At 70.9% G+C, this 19,087-nt stretch carries 11 protein-coding genes and 5 pseudogenes; 11 read left to right on the top strand and 5 right to left on the bottom strand.

The window, feature by feature from the left end:
• Positions 1-3: 3 nt before the first annotated feature.
• Both LXX_RS12740 and uxaC read right to left on the bottom strand, forming a co-directional pair.
• The gene (locus LXX_RS12740; RefSeq protein ID WP_141692765.1) at positions 4-309 is read right to left on the bottom strand and encodes a hypothetical protein; all 306 of its coding nucleotides are present in this window, start codon (positions 307-309) and stop codon (positions 4-6) included.
• 837 nt (positions 310-1,146) lie between these two features.
• Positions 1,147-2,841: pseudogene (uxaC, locus tag LXX_RS08545) on the bottom strand (glucuronate isomerase); the annotation flags it as partial.
• Here uxaC and LXX_RS08540 point away from each other — a divergent pair.
• From LXX_RS08540 to pth, 6 genes and pseudogenes are all read left to right on the top strand, one after another.
• Positions 2,773-3,870: a Gfo/Idh/MocA family protein gene (locus LXX_RS08540; protein WP_011186480.1), complete on the top strand. Its 1,098-nt coding sequence runs from the start codon at positions 2,773-2,775 to the stop codon at positions 3,868-3,870. The pseudogene uxaC and the gene LXX_RS08540 overlap by 69 nt on opposite strands.
• On the top strand, positions 3,867-4,730 hold the full coding sequence (locus LXX_RS08535) for a sugar phosphate isomerase/epimerase family protein (RefSeq protein WP_041767644.1): 864 nt from the start codon (positions 3,867-3,869) through the stop codon (positions 4,728-4,730). The genes LXX_RS08540 and LXX_RS08535 overlap by 4 nt, the downstream gene beginning before the upstream one ends.
• A pseudogene (locus LXX_RS16820) lies at positions 4,727-6,021 on the top strand (mannitol dehydrogenase family protein). Before LXX_RS08535 ends, LXX_RS16820 begins: the two are co-directional and overlap by 4 nt.
• Positions 6,018-6,809 (top strand): annotated as a pseudogene (locus LXX_RS08525) (enolase C-terminal domain-like protein); the annotation flags it as partial. The pseudogenes LXX_RS16820 and LXX_RS08525, both read left to right, overlap by 4 nt.
• Positions 6,810-7,045: 236 nt before the next feature.
• The gene (locus LXX_RS08520) at positions 7,046-7,648 is read left to right on the top strand and encodes a 50S ribosomal protein L25/general stress protein Ctc (protein WP_011186477.1); all 603 of its coding nucleotides are present in this window, start codon (positions 7,046-7,048) and stop codon (positions 7,646-7,648) included.
• 8 nt (positions 7,649-7,656) lie between these two features.
• The gene (gene pth / locus LXX_RS08515) at positions 7,657-8,238 is read left to right on the top strand and encodes an aminoacyl-tRNA hydrolase (RefSeq protein ID WP_011186476.1); all 582 of its coding nucleotides are present in this window, start codon (positions 7,657-7,659) and stop codon (positions 8,236-8,238) included.
• Here the strand turns inward: pth and LXX_RS08510 are convergent.
• Positions 8,235-9,233: pseudogene (locus LXX_RS08510) on the bottom strand (IS481-like element ISLxx4 family transposase). The gene pth and the pseudogene LXX_RS08510 sit on opposite strands and share 4 nt — an antisense overlap.
• Positions 9,234-9,449: 216 nt before the next feature.
• Here LXX_RS08510 and mfd point away from each other — a divergent pair.
• Positions 9,450-13,064, top strand: coding sequence for a transcription-repair coupling factor (gene mfd / locus LXX_RS08505; RefSeq protein WP_011186475.1), 3,615 nt, complete (start codon positions 9,450-9,452; stop codon positions 13,062-13,064).
• A 139-nt stretch (positions 13,065-13,203) separates the two neighbouring features.
• Here the strand turns inward: mfd and LXX_RS16815 are convergent, their stop codons facing one another.
• Positions 13,204-13,803: a Na+/H+ antiporter NhaA gene (locus LXX_RS16815; RefSeq protein WP_370558448.1), complete on the bottom strand. Its 600-nt coding sequence runs from the start codon at positions 13,801-13,803 to the stop codon at positions 13,204-13,206.
• Between the two features lie 115 nt (positions 13,804-13,918).
• Positions 13,919-14,344, bottom strand: a pseudogene (locus LXX_RS16810) (Na+/H+ antiporter NhaA); the annotation flags it as partial.
• A 139-nt stretch (positions 14,345-14,483) separates the two neighbouring features.
• On the opposite strand from LXX_RS16810, the gene LXX_RS08495 reads away from it, so the two are divergent.
• The 4 genes from LXX_RS08495 to LXX_RS08480 all read left to right on the top strand — a co-directional run bounded on the left by LXX_RS08495 (position 14,484) and on the right by LXX_RS08480 (position 19,071).
• On the top strand, positions 14,484-15,131 hold the full coding sequence (locus LXX_RS08495; RefSeq protein ID WP_011186474.1) for a MazG family protein: 648 nt from the start codon (positions 14,484-14,486) through the stop codon (positions 15,129-15,131).
• 68 nt (positions 15,132-15,199) lie between these two features.
• On the top strand, positions 15,200-16,258 hold the full coding sequence (locus LXX_RS08490) for an iron-siderophore ABC transporter substrate-binding protein (protein ID WP_011186473.1): 1,059 nt from the start codon (positions 15,200-15,202) through the stop codon (positions 16,256-16,258).
• Positions 16,259-16,418: 160 nt separating this feature from the next.
• Positions 16,419-18,263 carry a Fe(3+)-hydroxamate ABC transporter permease FhuB gene (gene fhuB / locus LXX_RS13690; protein WP_011186472.1) on the top strand — a complete coding sequence of 615 codons (1,845 nt, stop codon included), beginning with the start codon at positions 16,419-16,421 and terminating at the stop codon, positions 18,261-18,263.
• 4 nt (positions 18,264-18,267) lie between these two features.
• Positions 18,268-19,071 (top strand): ABC transporter ATP-binding protein, encoded by an 804-nt coding sequence (locus tag LXX_RS08480; protein ID WP_011186471.1) that lies wholly within the window; start codon positions 18,268-18,270, stop codon positions 19,069-19,071.
• Positions 19,072-19,087: the final 16 nt, after the last annotated feature.

The raw sequence follows: 19,087 nt of genomic DNA, 5'->3' as shown, positions 1-19,087 counted from the left end.
GGGTCAGGGTGTGGGGGTTGGCGGGAGTGTGGGGATGGTGGCTTCGGCGGTGCGGCGGTCTTCGTCGAGGACGGTGTCGTGGGTGGAGCACGTGGTGTGGATGTCGATGCTGACGATTCCGTCGCTGGCGAAGAGCCCGACCATTGCGCCGTCGCCGCGGTCGCCGCGGATGCTGGTGGTGCGGGTTCCGTCACGGAATGTTTGGTAGGGGGTAACGGTGCTGACGGTGAATCCGTGTTCCTGCCAGACGGGGGTGACCCGGTCGGCGAGGACTTTGGGGTCCACACCGGGGTCGTGGCTGATGTTCATTTGCAGGCGGAGGGGGCGGGGGTGCGGCGGCCCATGCCGCAGAGCTCGGGGGATATTGGGTGATGATGTCCGGCGTCCAGAGTGTGCCTCCGCCATCGGCTTTTGAGCCGAGGTACCAACCGTCCGCAAGGCCGGTGGCATCGCGGGTGGTGTTGACGAGGTCGAGGGCTTGTTCTCGGAGTTCGGTGAGGGTTTTCTGGGGTCCCCGCTGGGGTGGGGGTTCGGAGAGGACAGGGACGGACATACAGCCTCCGAGGAACAGTACGGACAGCAGCGCACCCACCAGGACGGTGGGGCGGTGTGGTCGGTGGGTGGGGTGGTTCATGCGATTGGATGGGTGGGTGTGCCGGGTTTCCCGGGGGCCAGTGGTGCGGACGGCGGCGGAGCGAGCGGGGGAATGTCCTCGCCGAGGGGTTGTGGCCGCGGACGGGTTTGAGGTCGCCGTCGGAGGAGAACGATTGGGCGCCGGTGATGATGCGGCCCCCGGCCCTGCGCCACCCCCGGCCGCGGCAACTCCCTCCGCCCCACAAGCACAGCCGGAGCCGTGCACACCGGCGCCGGAACACCCGGCCCCGGACACGGATCGGTGAGCACCCCCACCACCCCGGACACCGGCCGCCCCACCCCCGCCACACGCCCCACCGACTGACGCGTACGCTCCCCAACCTCGACCGCCGCCGCCGACCGCAGAACCTGATACACCTCATCCGCCACCCGCGGATCGAAGACAAGCTCCCGAACATCCTCACCAACAGACACCCGGAACATGAAACACAGGATACAGAAGCCTGGAGTACCCGTTCGCCTCACCCCAACCGGAACGTCGCCCGCGGAACCTCACCCACCAACCGCCCAACAACCCCAAAAGCATCCTCCTCCCCCCAGCTGGTGACTCACAACCAGGGAAGCGAGGAAGGCCGCATCCACCCGCCGCGACATGTCGTGACGGGTCGGGATGCTGCAGAACGCGCGGGTGTCGTCGATGAACCCGCTGGTCTTGGCGACGCCCGCGCTGTCGGTGATGGCGCGGCGGTAGCGCAGGATGGCGGCGGGCGTGTCGAGGAACCACCAGGGCGCGCCGGCGTACACCGACGGATAGAAGCCGGCCAGCGGCGCGATCTCGCGGGAGAAGGCGGTCTCGTCCACCGTGAACAGCACGAGCCGGAAGGTCGGGTTCGTGCCGAAGTCCCGGAGGATCGGGGTCAGCGGCTCGGTGAAGGCGGTGACCGCGTGCAGATCGTGGCCGGTGTCCGGGCCGTACTGGTCGAAGGTGGGCCGGTGGTGGTTTCGGTGGACCCCGGGGTGCAGCTGCATCACGAGGCCGTCCTCGGCCGACATCTCCGCGAGCCGGTAGAGGAGGTTGCGGCGGTACGCGACCGCGTCCGCGGGGTCGAGCGCGCCGGCGAGGGCCGAGCGGTGGATGCGCTCCGCGGCTGTCTTGGTCAGCGGCTCGCTGCCCGCGTCGATCACGCCGGTGTCGGTCGCCGTGCCGCCCGCGGCGGCGAAGGCAGCGCGGCGGGCGCGGAGCGCGGCGAGCAGGCCCGCGTAGCTGCCCGTGTCCGTGCCGGACGCGGCGGCGAGCCGGTCGAGCCGGCCGGCCCTGCCGGGCTCGTCGGGGTGCATGTAGCGGTCGGCCCGGAAGGTGGGCACCACGCGGCCGGTGAAGCCCGGATCGGCGGCGAGCCGGGCGTGCGCTTCGAGGTCGTCGGCCGGGTCGTCGGTGGTGGCGAGCACGGCGATGCGGAACCGGTCGAACAGGGCGCGCGGGCGGAACGCGGGTGAGGAGATCATCTCGGCGAGCTGGTCGTAGAGCGCGTCCGCGTTCGCGGCGGAGGGGTGCTCTGTGAGGCCGAACACCTCGCTGAACTCCGACTCGAACCAGAACCGGACCGGTGTCCCTAGGAACGCCTCCCAATTCTCGCAGAGCGTCCGCCAGATGGCGCGGCCGGAGGCGGGGGAGGGGACGCCGTTCTTCGCCAGGCCGAGAGCCCTGAGCGGGACGCCCAGGGAGTGCAGCGTCCGGGTCACGTAGTGGTCGGGGGTGATGAGCAGGGCGGCCGGGTCGGGGAAGGGCTCGTCGTCGGCGAGGTGGCCGACCGCCTGCTCGACGCCGTTCGGGGTGTCGATGAACACATTGGCGACGCCGCGAGTCTGCCGGTTGACGGCGACGACGGGGATCTCGGCGGCCAGCGCGGTCAGCCGGCGGTCGGTGAGGCGGGAGGCGGCCAGGATCGCGCCGTCGAAGGAGCGGCGCAGCCCCTGCAGCGTCCCGTCCTCCAGTTCGTCCGACTCCTCGGTGTCGACCAGCAGCTGCGTGTACCCGGCGGCCTTCAGCTGCTGCTGCGTGCCCCGGATGACGCCGAAGTAGAAGGGGTTCGTCACGTCCGAGACGAGCACCGCGACGGCCCGGGTGCGTCCGCTGGTGAGGGCGCGCGCCGGGGAGTTCGGGGTGTAGCTGAGTTCGTGGGCCACCCGCTCGATGCGCTCCCGGGTCGCCGCGTTCACGCGGCCCGGGTTCGAGAGCGCCCGCGCATCCTGCGGCATCCCGGCCTCGCCCTGACGGCACTGGTGGACGCTGCGCCCGCCGCTGCGGCCGCCCTCGCCGACCAGCTCGTCGCCGAGGGCGCGGCCCGCCCCGCAGAGTTCGACGCTCTCGGCTCTGCGCTCGCCGCGGCCGACATCGACATCGTCGTCATCTGCGCCCCGAGCGGTCTGCACGTCGTGCTCGCGCGGGAGGCGCTCGCCGCGGGCAAGCATGTCGTCATCGAGAAGCCGTTCGATGTCTCGCTGCCACGCACGCGGGAGATCCTCGCGCTCTCCCAGCGCGCCGAGCCGGGCGGCCTCGTCGTCTCCGTCATCAGCCAGCACCGCTTCGACCCGGCCTCCCGCGTCGTCGCTGAGGCCGCCCACTCCGGCGTGTTCGGCCGGCTGACCGGCTGGGTCGCCTCCGTCGCGTGGTGGCGCAGCCAGGAGTACTACGACTCCGGGCAGTGGCGCGGCACCTGGGAGCTCGACGGGGGCGGCGCGGTCATGAACCAGGGCGTCCACACGGTCGATCTGCTGGTCTGGTTCCTCGGCCGTCCGGTCGAGATCGACGCCCGCACGGCCCTCCTCGCGCACGAGCGCGTGGAGATCGAGGATGTCGCGGTCGCCACCATCCGCTTCGCCTCCGGCGCGCTCGCCGTGCTGCACGCGACGACCGCCGCCTATCCGGGCCTGTCGGTGCGGGTGCAGGTCCACGGCGACCGCGGCTCGGCGATCATCGACGACGATCAGCTCGAGTACTTCGGCACCGCTGACGCCGACGGCAACCGCGCTGCCGATCTCGTCCCGGCGGGGGAGCTGCGCGGCGGCGACCGTGGCGAGGAGCCGTTCGTCGCCGGCCATCTGCGGCAGTACGAGGACATCGTGGCCGCCATCGCCGAGCGCCGCGCTCCCGGCGTCACCGTCGCCGATGCCCTCCTCTCGGTCGCGGTCGTCCGCGCCGTGTACCTTTCCGCCAGCCTCGGGCGCCCGATCCGCCTGGACGAGGTGGCCGTGACGACGGGGGTGAGCGCATGAGGTTCTCCGTCTTCACCGCCTCCACTCCCGAGTGGACCCCGGAGCAGGCCGTGGCCGTTCTGAGCGATCAGGGCTGGGACGGGGTCGAGTGGCGCGTGACCGACCAGGAGGATGCCGCGGCACCCGGCTTCTGGGCCGGCAACCGCGCCACCTGGCCACTCACCGGGCTGGAGCGGGCGCTGCCCGAGATCGCCCGCATCACCCGTGAGTCGGGTCTGGAGTTCTCCGGCCTCGGCGGTTACGCCCGCGCCGACGACCACGAGAGCGTCGACCGGACGCTGGCCGCGACCGCCGAACTCGGCGCGCGCCAGGTGCGCATCACGCTGCCCCGGAGCGACAGCGGGGACTACCGCGATCTCTTCGCCGCGACCCGCAAGGATGTCGGGCGGGCGGCATCCTGCGCCGCCGCTCTCGGCGTGAAGGCCCTCATCGAGCTGCACCACGAGACGGTCACGCCCTCCGCTTCGGCCGCCTTCCGGCTGGTCGATGGGCTCGACCCGGAGAGCGTGGGCGTCATCCACGATCTCGGCAACCTCGTCATCGAGGGCCAGGAGCGCACCCTCTCCGCTCTGCAACTGCTCGGCCCGTATCTCGTGCACGTCCACGTGAAGAACGTCGCCTGGCTGCCCGGGAGACCGGAGGAGGACGGCACCGTGCGCTGGTGTCACGACTGGGCGCCGCTGTGGGCGGGCGTCGGGGATGTGGACCGCTACTTCCGCGCTTTGCGCGAGTTCGGCTATGACGGCTGGGTGGCATGCGAGGACTTCTCGACCGGGCTGCCCCTCGAACAGCGGACCCGTGACAACCTCGCCTACCTCCGCGCTGTGGCCGCCCGCGCCGGTTTCGCGGTGCCGGTATGACGCCGCCGCCCCGCTCAGTGCGGCACCCCGTCCGGGTGGCGCACCTGGGCCTCGGCGCGTTCCACCGCGCGCACCAAGCCTGGTACATGCAAGCGGCGAACGAGGCCGGCGGCAGCTATGGAATCGCCGCATTCACCGGCCGCCGGCCGGAGGCGGCACGGGCGCTCGCGGCGCAGGACGCCGTCTACACCCTGATCGAGCGCGGCCCGGACAGCGACGCGACGGCACTCGTGGAGGCGCTCAGCAGCGTCCACGACGGTGCGGACGCGGACGCCTGGCGTCGTGTGCTGGCCGACCCGGAGATCGGCGTCCTCACCCTGACCGTCACCGAGGCCGGGTACGAGCCCGGCTCTGGCGTCCCCGCCCGCGTGCTCGACGGGCTGCGCGCCCGGTTCGAGACCCGGTCGGGCGGTATCGCGGTCGTCGGCTGCGACAACCTGCCGGAGAACGGCACGGTGATCCGGGACGCGGTGCTCGCTCTCCTCGCTCCCGGCGCGGACCCGGACTTCGCCGCCTGGCTTCGTTCCGATGTCTCCTTCGTCTCCTCGATGGTGGATCGTATCACGTCCGCGGCCACCGCCGCCGACCGTGTCACGGTCCGCCGCCTCACCGGCTGGGACGATGCGGCTCCGGTCGTCGCCGAGCCCTTCGCGGAGTGGGTGCTCGCCGGGGCTTTCCCGGCCGGCCGGCGTGGGAAGCCGGGGGAGCGCGCTTCGTCGAGGACATCGCCCCCTACGAGCGCCGCAAGCTCTGGCTTCTCAACGCCGGACACTCCGCCTACCGGGGCCTCGCCGCGGGGCACACCACCGTGGCCGAGGCCGTCGCCGACCCGGCGCTCGCCGCCGAGCTGGAGGGCCTCTGGTCGGAGCAGCGCAGCGAGCTGCCCTTCGACGCCGAGACGGTGGACGCCGCCCTGGCCGCCCTCCGCTCCCGCTTCGGCAACGCCCGCATCGAGCACCGCCTCGCCCAGATCGCGGCCGGCGGCTCGCGGAAGCTCGGCCCGCGCCTCCTCGACCCGCTGCGCGCCCGCCTCGTCGCCGGACGGCCGCCCGGCGACGCCCAGCTCGGTGTGCTCGCCGCTTGGGCCGGCCACTTGACCGACCCCGGCGTGAACGACCCCGGCGCGGCATCCCTCATCGCCACGGTGCGGGACGCTGCGACCCCGGCCGCCCGCGCCCGCGCCGTGCTCGCCGCCCTCGGTGGGCTGACCGGCGACCATCGCGACCTGTCCACCCTGATTGACCCCTTCGCCGAGCGCCTGTCCGCCCGGCAGCAGGGAGCGAACCCATGAGAATCACCGCCGCCGTCCTCGTCACAAGCCCCGGTCGCAACTTCGTCACCCTCCGCATCACGACCGGCGACGGCGTGACCGGGCTGGGCGACGCGACCCTCAACGGCCGCGAGCTCGCCGTCGCCGCCTACCTCAGCGAGCATGTCGTGCCTCTCCTGATCGGCCGCGACGCACATGCCATCGAGGACACCTGGCAGTACCTCATACCGCGGCGCGGACCGGTGACGATGGCCGCCATCGCCGCCGTGGACACCGCGCTCTGGGACATCAAGGCCAAAGTCGCCGGTCTGCCGCTCTACCAGCTGCTCGGCGGGCGCAGCCGCCGCGGGACCCTCTGCTATGGCCACGCCTCCGGGGCGGAGCTGCCGGAGCTGTTCGACTCGATCCGCGCTCACCAGGAGCAGGGCTACCGGGCCATCCGCGTCCAGACCGGGGTCCCGGGACTCTCGTCGGTGTACGGCGTCGCCTCCTCTGCGAACGCCGCGGCGGGCGCGGGAGGCACGACCGCGCGCTACGACCACGAGCCCGCCCGGCGCAGCGTCGTCCCGGTCGAGGAGCAGTGGGACACCCGCGCGTATCTCCGGCACATCCCGGGCGTCTTCGAGGCCGTCCGCAGCGAGTTCGGGGCGGAGCTGCCGCTGCTGCACGACGCGCACCACCGGCTCACACCTATCCAGGCCGCGAAGCTTGGCAAGTTGCTGGAGCCGTACGATCTGTTCTGGCTAGAGGACGTGACCCCCGCCGAGAACCAGGCCGTGCTGCGCCGTGTGCGCGAGCACACGACCACTCGCACACGCCGGAGGACCTCGCGCGGACGATCGCTGCGGCGGTCGGAGCACACACGGAATTCCGGTAGACTCGCTACGAACTTCGGCGAGGGGCGCGCTCGGGCGCGTCCGTGATCGACGCGGTGGAGCAGGCTTCGCAGTCTTTCCTCGCGCACTTCGATGCGCTCGATTCGACAACCCAACACTGCGAGCACCGGCTCGCCCGATCGCCGGCCCGGCCGGCAAGGAGCATCATCATGGCTGACGAGTCCAACAAGGTCGCCGCGGAGGTCCGCGACAGCTTCGGCAAGGGCGCGGCGCGCAAGATCCGCGCGGCTGGAAAGATCCCCGCGGTCATCTACGGCCACGGCAGCGAGCCCGTTCACATCACGCTCCCGGCGCACCAGGTCGGCCTGCTGCTGCGCAAGGCGAACGCCGTGCTGGACATCGACATCGCGGGCAAGACCCAGCTCGCCCTGGTGAAGGACGTGCAGAAGGACCCGGTGCTGCAGATCATCGAGCACCTCGACCTCCTCGTCGTCCGCCGCGGCGAGAAGGTGCAGGTCGAGGTCCCCGTCCACGTCGAGGGCGAGCCGTTCTCCGGCACCATCGCGATGCTCGACATCCCCACCATCAAGCTTGAGGTCGAGGCCACGAACATCCCGGAGCGCATCGTCATCGACGTGACCGGCGCCGAGGAGGGCACCCAGTACCACGCGAAGGACTTCGCGTTGCCGGCCGGGGCCGTGCTCGCGGAGGACGAGGACCTGCTGTTGCTGAACATCATCGTCCCGGCCGCCGCGCGCGCCGAGGACGAGGAGGCCGTCGTTGAGGCCGCTGGCGATCAGGCCGCGGAGTAACGCTCCCGATGGAGACGCTCTGGCTCGTGGTCGGGCTCGGCAACCCCGGGCCCGGCTACGCCGCCACGCGTCACAACGTGGGCCAGCTGGTGCTGGATGAGCTGGCCTCGCGCGACCGTCTCAGCTTCAAGACCCACAAGACGAACGCGACGGTCGCCGAGGGGCGCATCGTCCCTGGCGGCCCGCGTTTCGTCCTGGCTAAGCCGAATACCTACATGAACGGGTCCGGCGGGCCGGTCTCCCAACTGCTGCGGTTCTATTCGCTTGAGCCGTCGCGCCTCATCGTGGTGCAGGACGAGCTGGACATCCCCTTCGACACCTTGCGGCTCAAGTTCGGCGGCGGCCACGGCGGCCATAACGGCGTCCGCGATGTGATCGCGGAAGTCGGCAGCGGCGATTTCACCCGCGTGCGCGTCGGAGTCGGCAGGCCGCCCGGGGTGCAGGCCGCGGCCGACCATGTGCTCAAGGGTTTCAGCGCCGCCGAGCGCAAGAACCTGCCCATCCTGGTGGCGGACGCCGCCGACGCGGTCGAGCGGATCGCGGCCGAGGGACTGACGGCGGCGCAGAACCGCTTCCACACCGCTGGCTAGGTGTGATGTCCAGGGAGGTTGTTGTCGATTCTGCTAATGGGTGGGGCTCTGATGGCGGAGTGGTGCTGGTGATGATTGTAGAAGTGGGGCCAGCCGGGGAGTGCTTCTCGTCGTTCGGCCTCTGAACCATAGAACTGGGCGTAGGCCCAGCCGTCGGCGAGTGTGCGGTGGAAGCGTTTGATCTTCCCGTTGGTCTGTGGTCGGTATGGTCGGGTCTTCTTCGCCCTGATCCCGAGCTCTGTGCAGGCGTCTCGCCAGGCGTAGGACTTGTAGGCGGAGCCGTTGTCCGAGAGGACGAGTTCGACGCTGACATCCCGGTCGGCGAACCAGGCGACAGCACGCCGCAGGACACCGATCGCGGTGTCCGCCTTCTCGTCGGAGCAGATCTCGGCGTAGGCGACGCGGGAGTGGTCGTCGATGATCGTGTAGACGAACGCGGTGCCCAACCGTGGCTCGTAGCGGTGGTTCCTGCTCTTCGTGCGGGTGGCGGTCGCTTCCCGGTTGCGTTCGCCCTGGACGCGGCCGACGAATCGTCAGCCGCCGCCGTTGGGGATGTTGCCGAACTTCGTCACGTCGACATGGATCAGCGATCCAGGGTGGTCGTGCTCGTAGCGACGGATCGGCTCGCCCGTGACCCGATCAATGGTGCAGAGCCGGTTGATGCGGCAGCACACCAGGACGGCGTGGACGGTCGAGGCGGGAAGGCCAAGCTCGCCGGCGATCTGCACCGGCCCCAGGCGTCGTCGCCACCTCGCCCGCACGATCCGCTTGAGCACGGGCAACGGCGTCCGCGTTGGCATCGATCGTGGGCGGCTAGACCGGTCGGTCATCCCTCCCGTGCCTTCGGCGCGGAACCTCGCCGCCCATTTCCGCGCGGTAACGGGCGAGACCATAAACATCTTCGCTGCGACGGAGACCAGCCAATGGTCCTCGACGATGAGCCTGGCAAGGCGCAGACGAGCGCGCGGTGTGAGAGCAGCGTTAACGTGGGACACGAAGGCCTCCTGGATCGTGAAGCGGTTGAACTGAACAGCTCCACTTCACAACCGGAGGCCCTCGCCCCTCAACTCCTCACGACCGTATCGCCGAAACAACCCCCCTGGACATCACACCTAGACCGGCAGAAGCGAGACGAACGGCGCGGACCGCGAACGGCGTCGCCGTACGCGGGTGAGCTTCCCCGCCGCCGGGGGGGCCGTAGACTCTCACGGGTGAGACTGCAGGGCTTGATCTCGGCGCTTCAGCGCGCCTCCACCTACGGCGACGCTCTCGCCTCCGCCACCCGAGACGCCGACTTCTCCCTCACGGACGGGCTCCGCGTGCCGCTGCTGGCCGGTTTGCTCGCGCGTCGCGCCGAACAGGGCGCTTCGCAGGCGTCGCTCGTGATCACGGCCACCGGCCGCGAGTCCGAGTCGGTGCGCGCGGCGCTGCCCTGCGTGCTGACCGGCGCCGAGGTCGTCGAGTTCCCGGCGTGGGAGACCTTGCCGCACGAGCGGCTCAGCCCGAGTCCGGAGATCGTCGGCAAGCGTCTTGTCGCCCTGCGGCGGCTGAGCGATTGGACGGCCGCGGGCAGCGCGACGCCCTTCGTGCTCGTCGCCTCGGTCCGCGCTGCTTTGCAGCCGATCGCCGACAACTTGACGGACTACGACCGTGTCGAACTGGTGGCCGGCGCGCGCGGATACGATCTCGCGGGCCTCGTCGCACACGCGGTGGACCTGGCGTACACGCGGGTCGACATGGTCACCCGTCGCGGCGAGTTCGCGGTGCGCGGCGGCATCCTGGACGTCTTCCCGCCCACGGCCGACCACCCCTACCGGGTCGAGTTCTTCGGCGACGAAGTCGAGCAGATCCGCGCGTTCTCGGTGGCGGATCAGCGGTCGCTGCCCGAGCCCATCGCCTCGGTCGGCCTGCCGCCCAGCCGCGAGCTTCTGCTGAGCGAGTCCGTGCGACAGCGGGCGCGTGAGATGCAGCACGAGTTCCCGAACCTGTCGTCCATGTTCGCCAAGATCGCTGAGGGCATCCCCGTCGAGGGGATGGAGTCGCTCGCGCCGGCGTTGGCCGACCGCCTCGTCCCCCTCACCCACTACCTCCCGGCGGGCGCGGCGGTCGCCGTGATGTCGCCGGAACGGGTCGCCTCCCGCGCGGTGAGTCTCGCCGAGACCAACCGCGAGTTCCTCTCTGCGGCGTGGAGTGCCGCCACGGTCGGGGCAGCCGCGCCCATCGACCTCGCTGCGGGAGATTTCCTCACGCTTCAGCAGTTGCGGGATGACGTCACGTTCAGCCGGCCCGGTCACCCGAACCCCGACCACCCCTGGTGGACCTTCTCCGGCTTCCAGGCGAACGATGCGCTGCCGGAGGAGAGGGAGCTCGAAGAGCACCTTCAGATCCGCGTCGAAGCGGCGGCGGTTCCCCGTTTCCAGGGCAATGTCACAGGCGCGGTCGAGCATGTGGCCGGGTTGCTGAAACGCGGCTGGCGCGTGATCATCGTGGCCGAAGGCGCTGGCCTCGTGGAGCGGGCCGCGCAGGTGCTCGCCGAAGCGGAGCTGCCGGCGCGGCCGCTGGACGCGTTCCCCGCCGACCCGGAGCCCGGCGTCGCCTCTCTGATCCGCGCCACCGTCGAGCACGGATTCGAGCTGGAGGAGGCGAAACTCGCGCTGCTCAGCGAGGGAGAGTTCTACGGCCGCACGGTCGGCTACGACTCCCGGCAGGTCAAGAAGCTCGCCACCCGGCGCAAGAGCGTTGTGGACCCGCTGCAGCTGAAGCCGGGCGATCACGTCGTCCACGAGACGCACGGCATCGGCCGGTTCGTGGAGCTGACCCAGCGCGAGGTGTCCAGCGGCGGCCGCAACGCCGTGAAATCGAAGCGCGAGTACCTCGTGCTGGAGTACGCCCCGTCCAAGCGCGGCTACCCGGGCGACAAGCTCTACGTGCCCACGGATCAGCTCGACCTGCTCACTCGCTATGTCGGGGGCGAGGCCCCGCAGCTGTCGAAGATGGGCGGCAGCGACTGGGCCGCCGCGAAGGGCCGCGCCCGGCGTGCGGTGCGCGATATCGCGGTGGAACTGGTGAAGCTCTACTCGGCGCGTATGTCCAGCAAGGGGCACTCTTTCGCGCCGGACACACCCTGGCAGCGCGAATTGGAGGAAGCGTTCCCCTTCGCGGAGACGCCCGATCAGCTGCAGACCATCGACGAGGTCAAAGCCGATATGGAGCGGCCGATCCCGATGGACAGGCTCATCTCGGGCGATGTCGGCTTCGGCAAAACGGAGATCGCCATCCGGGCCGCCTTCAAAGCCGTGCAGGACGGCAAACAGGTGGCCGTGCTCGTACCGACCACCCTGCTGGTCAAGCAGCACGCCGAGACGTTCATGGAGCGTTTCGCCGGCTTCCCGGTGCATCTGCGGCAGCTCAGCCGGTTCCAGACGGACAGGGAGGCGCGAGAGACTCTGCGCGGCCTGGCCGGCGGCACCGTCGATATCGTCATCGGCACGCACCGCATCCTGTCCGACGGGGTGACTTTCAAGGATCTCGGGCTTGTCGTGATCGACGAAGAGCAGCGGTTCGGGGTCGAGCACAAGGATCGGCTGAAGAAGCTGAAGACGAATGTCGACATCCTGGCGATGAGCGCCACGCCCATCCCACGCACGCTGGAGATGGCGGTGACCGGCATCCGCGAGATGTCCACGCTCGCGACGCCGCCGGAGGACAGACACCCGATTCTCACCTTCGTCGGCCCCTACTCGGAGAGGCAGGTCGGTGCGGCGATCCGCCGCGAGCTGCTGCGGGAGGGGCAGGTGTTCTTCGTCCACAACCGCGTCGGCTCGATCACGAGCGTGGCCGCCAAGCTCGCCGAGCTGGTCCCGGAGGCGCGCATCGCCTACGCGCACGGCAAGATGAACGAGCACGCCCTGGAACAGGTCGTGGTCGACTTCTGGGAGCGCAAGTTCGATGTCCTCGTCTCGACCACCATCATCGAGACCGGCCTCGACATCTCGAACGCCAACACCATCATCATCGACCGAGCCGACAAGTACGGCCTCAGCCAGCTCCACCAGCTGCGAGGCCGAGTCGGCCGCGGGCGGGAGCGCGCCTACGCCTACTTCCTCTGGGACGAGAACAAACCGCTCAGCGAAACCGCCCACGATCGCCTGTCCACCATCGCCGCCAACAACGATCTCGGCAGTGGCATGCAGGTCGCGCTCAAAGACCTGGAGATCCGCGGCGCCGGCAACCTGCTGGGCGGCGAGCAGTCCGGTCACATCGCCGGGGTCGGCTTCGACCTCTACCTCCGGATGATCGGCGAAGCCGTCTCGGCTTTCCGGGGCGAGGTCGCCGAAGGGCAGACCGAATTGCGTTTGGAGCTGCCGGTGGACGCTCGCATTCCCGAGGAGTACGTCGACAGTGAGCGGTTGCGCCTGGAGGCGTACCAGAAGCTCTCTGCCGCGACAGCGCCGGCCGCGAAGGACGGCCAGATCGACCTCGTGCTGGAGGAGCTGACCGACCGCTACGGCGAGCCGCCCGCGCCCGTGCTGAATCTCGTCGCCGTCTCGCGACTGCGGCGCACAGCGCAGCGGTCGGGGCTCGGCGAGGTCGTCGCGATGGGCTCCCAGCTGCGATTGGCCCCCGCCGCGCTGCCGGAGTCGCTGCAGGTGCGTCTCCAGCGTATGTACCCCGGGTCCAAGTATCATGCGGCGCCGAAGGTGGCGATGGTCCCTCTGCCCCGCGTGAACGGGGAGGCGCCGGAGGACGCCGAGGCAATCGCGTGGGTGGCGACCCTGCTGGCTGCGCTGTTCCCGGTGACGGAGCCCAAACCCGCCGCCGCCTGACTGCCGCCGCCTGGCTTCCGGAGAGAAAGAGGACCACCGGGGCCTCCCCGACCGGCCCTCCCCGACCGGCCCTCCCTTTCCTGTTCTCCGCCTCCCCGGCTGCGCAGCTCCTCCTTTCCCTGCGGCGACGCGGCAGGGGTCAGCGGTGTACACGCCGGCTCCGCCGGGCCAGTGCCGTCACCAGCGTCCCCGACACGGCGATCGCGACCGCGGAGCCGAGCAGCACGGCGAGTGTGCCTTCGGCGCTGGCCTCCTCGTCTCCCGCGAACGCCAGCTCGTTCATCAGGAGCGACACCGTGAATCCGATCCCGCCCAGCGCGCCGATCGTCACCAGGGCGGAGAGGGGCAGCCGGGCCCGTTCCTCCTTCGCCCGGGTGAACGACCCCAGCCAGCCGCCGAGCGTGATTCCGATCAGCTTGCCCACCGGCAGTGCGACGAGGATGCCCCAGAACGCTGGCGTCAGGTCCGCCGGCGACACGGAAGGGATGACGACCAGCGCCGCCGAGAACGCGAACAGCGGCAGGATGACGCCGTTCGACCACGGTTTCAGGGCGTGCGCCACGCGTCCCCCCGGACGTCGAGCCATCGCGAATCCGAGCGCGACGCCCGCGATGGTCGGGTGGACGCCCGAGTCGTACACCAGCCACCACGCGAGCAGTGCGAGCAGGATCATCGATACGCCGAGAGGCCAGCGCATCCGGCCGGTCAGTCTTCTGCTCAGCGTCCCGAACGCGGTCATGACGATCGCCGCGAGCCCCGGTTCCAGGAGGTTGGGGGCGGTCGTGAAGAACATTGGCGATGATGACGATGGCGATCAGATCGTCCAGCACCGCCAGCGCCAGCAGGAACACTCGCAGCCGGTTGGGCAGCCCGCGTCCGAAGACGGCGAGCACACCGAGCGCGAAGACGATATCGGTCGCGGTCGGGACGGGCCAGCCCTCCGCGTACCCGGTCCCCGCCGTGAAACCGAGATAGACGAGCGCTGGGACGATCACGCCGGCGACCGCGGCGATGGCGGGATGGGCGGCTTTCTTCCACGAGTTCAGCTCGGCGGCCACGAATTCGTGCTTCAGCTCGACCGCGACGATGAAGAAGAACACCGCCAGCAGTCCGTCGCTGATCCAGTGGCCGGTGCTGAGGCCGAAGGGGCCGATGCCGAGGCGGGTGTACTGCAGGCCGAGCAGTGGGGGTCCGGCCGGGGTGTTCGCCAGCAGGACGCCGAGGGCGGCGGCGCCGAGGAGGAGCCCGGCGGCGGTCCGCTCGGAACGGATGATGCTCATGGGAAGCCTTTTCTCGCGCTCGCGCACACACGGGGGAGTCCACGCCGACCAGACTTCCCGGCACGCCGGGGAGCCAGTCTACCGGGCGCGCTCACGCCAGCGGCGGTGAGAGGGCCAGCGGCGGTGAGAGGATAGGGGCGTGCAAACCAAGCTCGACGAGCTCATCGCCGTCATGTCCCGTCTCCGCGCCCCCGGCGGCTGCCCGTGGGACGCCGATCAGAGCCACGAGTCGCTCGTCCCGTACCTGGTCGAGGAGACGTACGAACTCATCGAGGCGATCGAGACCGGCGACCGGGACGCGATGCTCGAGGAGCTGGGCGATGTGCTCTACCAGGTGCTGTTCCACGCCGATATCGCCGCGCACACCCCGGGTGAGGGTTTCGACATCCAGGATGTCGCCGAACGGATGACGCGGAAGATGGTCGGCCGGCATCCGCATGTCTTCGGCGGCGGCCTCACGGCGGAGACAGCGGAGGAGGTCGCGGGCTTCTGGGACGAGCTGAAGAAGCGGGAGAAGCCGGAGCGCACGAGCGTGCTCGACGGGGTTCCGCAGGGGATGCCCGCGCTCGCGCTCGCGGATAAGCTGCTCGGCCGTGCCCAGAAGGCCGGGTTTCCCGCACGGTCCGGGCCGGGCGGATTCCGCTTCGGCAGCGAGGACGAGCTCGGTGCGCTGCTGCTGGCGATCGTGGCGACCGCGAAGGCGCAGGGCCTGGACGCGGAGCGGGCGCTGCGGAGCGCCCTCCGGGGATTGCAAGGGGAGATTCGGGAACAAGAGGCAGCTTATTAGATTAGGCTTGCCTAATGTGCCGCCGTCGGCATGGAAGCACACCCGCGCCCCCCACCCCACCGAGGAGAATGATGCCCCTTTCCGCCCGCACCGGCCGTCGCCGGTCGCGTCTCGTCCTGATTGCGACCGCCGTCGCCGCCTCCGCGGCCCTGGCCCTCGCCGGCTGCTCAGCCGGAGCCCCCGGAGACCAGCGCTCGTCTTCGGCCGACGCGGGAGCCGTCACCGTCACCGTCGGCTCGGCGCTCGGCAAGACCACGATCGACGCCCAACCGAAGCGGGTCGCCACCTGGGGCTGGGGCGCGCAGGACGTCGTGCTCGCGCTCGGGATCGTGCCGGTCGCCATGCCGAAGTTCGCGTACGGCGGCGACAAGGACGGTGTGCTGCCCTGGGACGCCGAGAAGATCGCCGCCCTCGGCGGCAAGACCCCGCAGCTGCTGGACGCCGACACCGGCGAGGTGCCGTTCGAGGAGTTCGTGAAGGCCAAGCCCGACGTCATCCTCGCCCCCTACTCCGGCATGACGCAGGTGGAGTTCGACAAGCTCAGCAAGATCGCCCCGGTGGTCGCCTACCCCGGGAAGCCCTGGGCGACGAGCTGGCGCGACCAGACCGCGATCGTCGGCAAGGCCCTCGGCCTGTCCGCGGAGGCGACCGCCCTCGTCGCGAAGACAGAGCACAGCGTCCGCGACCTCTCCGGCGAGCACCCGGCGATCAAAGACAGAACCTTCTTCTACGCTGCTGCCAATGAGCCGGGCGTCCTCAACGTCTACCGCGCCGAAGACCCGTGCGTGAAACTGCTGAACGACCTCGGGATGAAGAACTCCCCGAGCGTCGTCGCCCTCGACTTCCACAAGGGCGACGCCAGCTTCTTCTTCCCGGTCAGCTGCGAGAACCTCTCCGCGATCGACACCGATCTGCTGGTGATGTACTTCGACAGTCAAACGTCGGTCGACGCCTTCACTGCTGACCCGCTCGTGGCCGCGATGCCGACGGTCAAGGAGGGCCGCTTCGCTCCGATCGTCGGAGAGCCGTTCGTCGCCGCGACCAGCGCGCCGAGCGTGCTCAGCATCCCGTGGATGCTCGGCAAGTACGTGCCACAGCTCGCGGCCGCCGCCGAGAAGGTCAAGTAACCCGACGATGTCCGCGAGCGTTCTCGCGCCGGGGAGTCGTCCCCGGCGGGCCGGCGGCGTCGGCACGCCCTCGCGGGCTTCGCGACCGCCGTCGTCGTGCTGCTCGTGGCCTGCTTGCTGAGTCTCATGGTGGGAGCGCGCACCATCGCCCCCGGCGACGGTGCTCGATGCGCTGTCCCACCCGTCCGGGACCGGTCCCGACACGCTCGTGGTCGTCGGAAGCAGGCTGCCCCGCACTCTGCTCGGCGTGGCGGCCGGGCTCGCTCTCGGCCTCGCCGGGACGGTGATGCAGGGACTCTCGCGCAACCCGCTCGCCGCCCCCGGCCTCCTGGGCGTCAACGCCGGCGCCGCGCTCGCGGTCGTCGTGGCGATCGGGACGCTGGGCGTCACCACGGCCTCGGTCTCTGTGTGGTTCGCTTTCCTGGGCGCCGCGCTCGCCGCCGGGCTGGTCTACGCCGTGTCGTCGGCCGGGCGGGAGGGCGCGACGCCGATCAAGCTCGCGCTCGCGGGCGCCGCCGTCTCCGCCGTCCTCGGCTCTCTCCTCACCGCGGCGATGCTGACGAGTCGCGTCTCGCTCGATCAGATGCGCTTCTGGCAGGTCGGCGCGCTGGCCGGCCGCGGGACCGGCGTCCTGCTGCAAGTGCTGCCGACGCTCGCGGTCGGGGCTGCGCTGGCCCTCGTCCTCGGTCGTGCGCTCAACGGCCTCGCGCTCGGCGACGATCTCGCGCGCGGGCTCGGGCAGCGGGTCGGCCGCGCGCGGCTGCTCTCCGCTGTCGCGATCGTGCTGCTGTGCGGTTCGGCGACGGCCGCCGTCGGCCCCCTCGCTTTCGTCGGGCTCGTCGTTCCGCATGCCGCCCGCTGGGCCGTCGGCACGGACTACCGGCGCATCCTGGCGTTCTCCGCTGTGTTCGCTCCGGCGCTGCTGCTGACCTGCGATGTCATCGGCCGCGTCGTCGCACCGCCGGGGGAACTGCAGGCCGGCGTCGTCCTGGCGTTCGTCGGGGCGGTGCGGGCGGTGGGGGCCGACCGCCGCCGGAACGGCCGTGCCGCGCGGGTCGCCGTGGCGCTCGCCGCGCTCGTCGTCGCCGCGCTCTCGCTCACAGCGGGCGCCGCCGGGGTCGCTCCGCAGGACGTCCTGGCCGCGCTGATCGGGCGTGCGGATCGCCTCACCTCGTTCGTCGTCCTGGAGCTGCGGCTGCCACGGCTCGTGGCCGCCGTCCTCGTCGGCGCGTGCCTCGGGCTCTCCGGGGCGCTCATCCAGTCGGTCGCCCGCAATCCGCTCGCGAGCCCCGACATCATCGGCATCACGGCCAGCGCCAGCGCCGTCGGCGCGATCGCGCTCGTCTGGTTCGGCCTCACCGGTCTCGCGCTCTCCGGCGTCGTTCTGGGCGTGACCCTCCTCGCGGCCCTCTTCATCTCCCTGCTCGCCCGGCGCGGCGGCGTGAGCGGTTACCGCTTCGTGCTCGTCGGCATCGCCGTCGCCGCGATCTGCTCGGCCGTCGTCGCCTACGTCCTCACTCGCGCCGATCTGAGCGATGTGCAGCAAGCGCTTGTGTGGATCGCCGGGAGCCTGAACACGGTGGACGCGGTCGCGGTCGCCGCGGCCGCGCTCATCCCGTGTAGCCTGCTCCTCGGTCGCCCGCTCGCAGCCCTCGGCCTCGGCGAGGACACGGCCGCCGGGATCGGCGTGCGGCCGGTGTACACGCGCATCCTCGTCATCGGGGTGGCGGTGGCGCTCGCGGCGTTCGCGGTCGCGGTGGCCGGCCCCGTATCGTTCGTGGCCTTCCTCGCCGCGCCGATCGCCCGCCGACTGGTCGGCCGCGGTTCGCTCGCGCTCGTCTCGTCGGCCCTCGCCGGCGCGCTCGTGCTCGTCGCCTCCGACATCGTCGCCCAATTCGCCGTCCCCGGGGTCGTCTTCCCGGTCGGCGTCGTCACCGGCGTCGTCGGGGCGCCGTACTTGCTCTGGCTGCTCACCAGGACCAACCGCATCGGCCGGGGAGGCTGACAATATGACCGGCACCGTCATCCGCACGCTCGCCGCGAGCGGCCTGACCCTCGCCTACGAGGGCCGGGCCGTCGTCCGCGGCCTCGACCTGGAGATCCCGCCCGGCCGCCTCACCGCGATCGTCGGCCCCAATGCCTGCGGTAAGTCGACGCTCCTGCGCGGGCTCGCCCGCCTGCTCGCGCCGGTCTCGGGCGCGGTGCTGCTCGACGGCGCCGACATCTACGCCCTCCCCACCAAACAAGTCGCGACCCGGCTGGGGCTCCTCCCGCAGACTCCGGCCGCTCCCGACGGGATCACCGTCGCCGACCTCGTCTCCCGCGGACGCTACCCGCACCAGGGCTGGTTCCGCTGCTGGACGGCCGCGGACGACGCCGCGGTCGCCGAAGCCATGACCGCGACCGGTGTCGCCGCCCTGGCCGAGCGTGCCATCGACGAGCTCTCCGGCGGCCAGCGCCAGCGCGTCTGGATCGCGATGGCCCTCGCCCAGCAGACCGACATCCTCCTGCTCGACGAGCCGACCACTTTTCTCGACATCGCCCACCAACTCGAGGTGCTGGACCTGCTTCTCGACCTGAACGCCGCCAAGGGCACAACCATCGCGATGGTGCTGCACGACCTCAACCTGGCGGCGAGGTACGCGGACCACCTGGTCGCGCTACGGGCGGGCGGGATCGTGGCGGCCGGCGAGCCGGCCAGCGTCGTGACGGCGGGACTCGTCCGTGAGGTTTTCGGGGTGGAGTCGGTCATCGTGGACGACCCGGTGACGGGGACGCCGCTGGTGGTGCCGCGGGGACGGCATCACCGCTGACGCCGGCCCCGGCAGC

Origin of the sequence: Leifsonia xyli subsp. xyli str. CTCB07, from assembly GCF_000007665.1 — a bacterium.
GTDB lineage: Bacteria > Actinomycetota > Actinomycetes > Actinomycetales > Microbacteriaceae > Leifsonia > Leifsonia xyli_C.
Note: the sequence above shows the minus strand (reverse complement) of the source record. Positions and strands in the feature narration are given on the sequence as shown.

What these genes read in the sequence shown, in the direction of transcription:
- LXX_RS12740 (WP_141692765.1), bottom strand. Translation starts at nt 309, where the DNA reads ATGAACATCAGCCACGACCCCGGTGTGGACCCCAAAGTCCTCGCCGAC.
- LXX_RS16815 (WP_370558448.1), bottom strand. Translation starts at nt 13,803, where the DNA reads ATGACCGCGTTCGGGACGCTGAGCAGAAGACTGACCGGCCGGATGCGC.
- LXX_RS08535 (WP_041767644.1), top strand. Translation starts at nt 3,867, where the DNA reads ATGAGGTTCTCCGTCTTCACCGCCTCCACTCCCGAGTGGACCCCGGAG.
- LXX_RS08520 (WP_011186477.1), top strand. Translation starts at nt 7,046, where the DNA reads ATGGCTGACGAGTCCAACAAGGTCGCCGCGGAGGTCCGCGACAGCTTC.
- LXX_RS08490 (WP_011186473.1), top strand. Translation starts at nt 15,200, where the DNA reads ATGATGCCCCTTTCCGCCCGCACCGGCCGTCGCCGGTCGCGTCTCGTC.
- pth (WP_011186476.1), top strand. Translation starts at nt 7,657, where the DNA reads ATGGAGACGCTCTGGCTCGTGGTCGGGCTCGGCAACCCCGGGCCCGGC.
- LXX_RS08480 (WP_011186471.1), top strand. Translation starts at nt 18,268, where the DNA reads ATGACCGGCACCGTCATCCGCACGCTCGCCGCGAGCGGCCTGACCCTC.